This is a genomic window from Paenibacillus sp. P4_E11 (genome assembly GCF_056401635.1).
Genome location: NZ_JBFUIX010000365.1, coordinates 1 through 2092, shown reverse-complemented (window position 1 = coordinate 2092; position 2092 = coordinate 1). Strand labels below are relative to the sequence as shown.

The window sequence follows — 2092 nt, the reverse complement described above, 5'->3', positions numbered from 1 at the left end:
ATGAAAGATATATATTTGTCGATAAGCAAAGCGGCAAGGATTTTTCACGGCCACGCTATCAAGCCATGCGTATGATGATTCGACAAGGCGATCTTGTTTATATTGATGCGTTGGATCGGCTGGGCCGAGATTATGACGGTATCATTGCCGAATGGAAGTATATTACGCGTGAGATCGACGCGGACATCGTATGCTTGGATAACGAAACGCTGTTTGATTCTCGAAAGTTCAAACAAATGGGTGACTTCGGAAAAGTCATGGAGGACCAGTTTTTAAGTCTACTGGCGTACGTTGCCGAACAAGAGCGGAAGAAGAACAGACAGCGGCAGGCGGAAGGAATCGAGGTTGCCCGGGGGGACGGCGTTGTATTCGGCCGACCCAAACAGGAGATCGACGGGAAATTTGTGGAGACGTACCGGGATTGGAAGGTAGGCCAGATTACCGCGACGGAGGCTATGCGTCGGATCGGCATGAAGAAGCCCACGTTTTACCGGCGTGTGAAGGAATATGAGCAGGTGCTTTCAGAAGTGTAATAAAATCGGCTCTTTCAACCTCCATTCCATCTGCCGGGATGGACCGGGCGAGAGTAGGTTTTGATTCAGCGGAAGATCAACTTGCGGTAGTAACAGCGTAGCTGACACCACCAGGATGAAGATTGTTTTTTTGATGTGTCCCATTTCCTGGAGTGCGGTGGCCAATCAATTTTGTCTTGCATAGGAGCCGATTTTACCCATAATAAGCGATGCCGAAACGGTTCCTTCCCGGATGGAGTGAGCCAGCTGGAGAACATCGTCGTAGTTCTCCTGATCTTTGTGCTGATCTGCCCACGCAGCAGACTCTCCTATCTAGGGAAATCGACGGGCTTCCCAATGGCGTACAGCTTTAAGTCAGCCAAGTCACGTAAGTGCGGCGCAAAGCGTAATCCGAGCAAATATGTCAAACAAAAAACTGATCGGTGTATCCGGCGGTATCGGTATAATGCTCCTCGATGGTCAGATCCATTTCATGATGCAGCAATCCATCAATGACATGTACGGCATCCCGAACGTTCGTATGGGAAACTGGATCCGAAAACAACTTTTGACTTCGTCAATTTATGATCAAGCGTTCGGAAAGAAAATCGCTTATCTGGGGGGAGATAGATCGGCAGGAACCCGACCCAAACCGTTGGGCGAGGATGCCAAGTGTGAGTTTGGGTAAAAGTTGACACAATAATAATATTCTTAATGCATAAATAACCGACCTCGAGGTCGGTTATTTATGCGTTTTTCTGGACACAGCATGGTGCCGTAAATCGTGTGAAACAATCATTACCTAAAGAAAATGAAATTGCCGATTTTTTTGGGATTTATAATATCATGCTTCTTTGTTGTAATATTCCCCTTTTCGAAAAAAACTGCACCTTCCGAAGGATCCCATCCATTCAGAGCGTCCGTAATAGCATTCTCTTCATCAACTATCGGTTGGGAAAATTGAGTCTCCGAAACAGATTGATCTATTTGAGTTATAACCCTTTCAATTGTCTTTGGAAAATTTTCTTCGTTAAGTCGATTAATGACTACCGCAGCAATTGCAACCTTAGTAATGTGCGGTTCACTTTTTGCCACTTTTTGAAGCAACTTGATCATTAATTCAGTTTCGGCAGGAGATATAACAATTTTTGAGTGTAACGGCTCCGCCTTCACACTTGCCTTTGTGTTTGTTTTTAACGGAATAGCAATAGAACATAATATAATTATTGATACTACTAAAGCAAACGTCGCGATTTTTCGATTCATAAATTATCACCCTTTAGCTTTTTTCAACATTATTGATCATAACCCTCTACAGTATACCTACTGGGGCATTTATTTCTCGATTTACTAAGTAAGACTTATCGTGTGCCTGATTTATTTGGTGGAAAAAAGCAATGATTTAGATACAAAACCGGCGCAAAGAAAAAGCCCCCATCCTTTGATGACGAGGATCGGAGCATTTCTAACTTCAATAACGTTTGATATATTGATCATTAATCTGATATTTCCCGGAATATTACTGCTTCGTTGGTACTATCGTAATTTTATTAGTTGTCTTTACAGACCAAGGGATATGT

Annotated in this window: 2 protein-coding genes and 1 pseudogene; 1 reads left to right on the top strand and 2 read right to left on the bottom strand. The window is 43.5% G+C overall.

What is annotated here, in order from left to right; genetic code table 11:
• A partial coding sequence (locus AC1DWB_RS34045) for a recombinase family protein (RefSeq protein WP_477545501.1) occupies positions 1–533 on the top strand: 533 nt, incomplete at its 5' end.
• Between the two features lie 168 nt (positions 534–701).
• On the opposite strand, the pseudogene AC1DWB_RS34040 reads toward AC1DWB_RS34045, so the two are convergent.
• Both AC1DWB_RS34040 and AC1DWB_RS34035 read right to left on the bottom strand, forming a co-directional pair.
• Positions 702–1053, bottom strand: a pseudogene (locus AC1DWB_RS34040) (Tn3 family transposase); the annotation flags it as partial.
• A 257-nt stretch (positions 1054–1310) separates the two neighbouring features.
• Complete coding sequence (locus AC1DWB_RS34035) at positions 1311–1778, bottom strand: cell wall hydrolase (protein ID WP_477545500.1); 468 nt, start codon at positions 1776–1778, stop codon at positions 1311–1313.
• Between the last annotated feature and the right edge of the window lie 314 nt (positions 1779–2092).

Bases quoted from the DNA above. Each gene is read 5' to 3' on its own strand.
- AC1DWB_RS34035 (WP_477545500.1), bottom strand. From the start codon at position 1,778: ATGAATCGAAAAATCGCGACGTTTGCTTTAGTAGTATCAATAATTATA.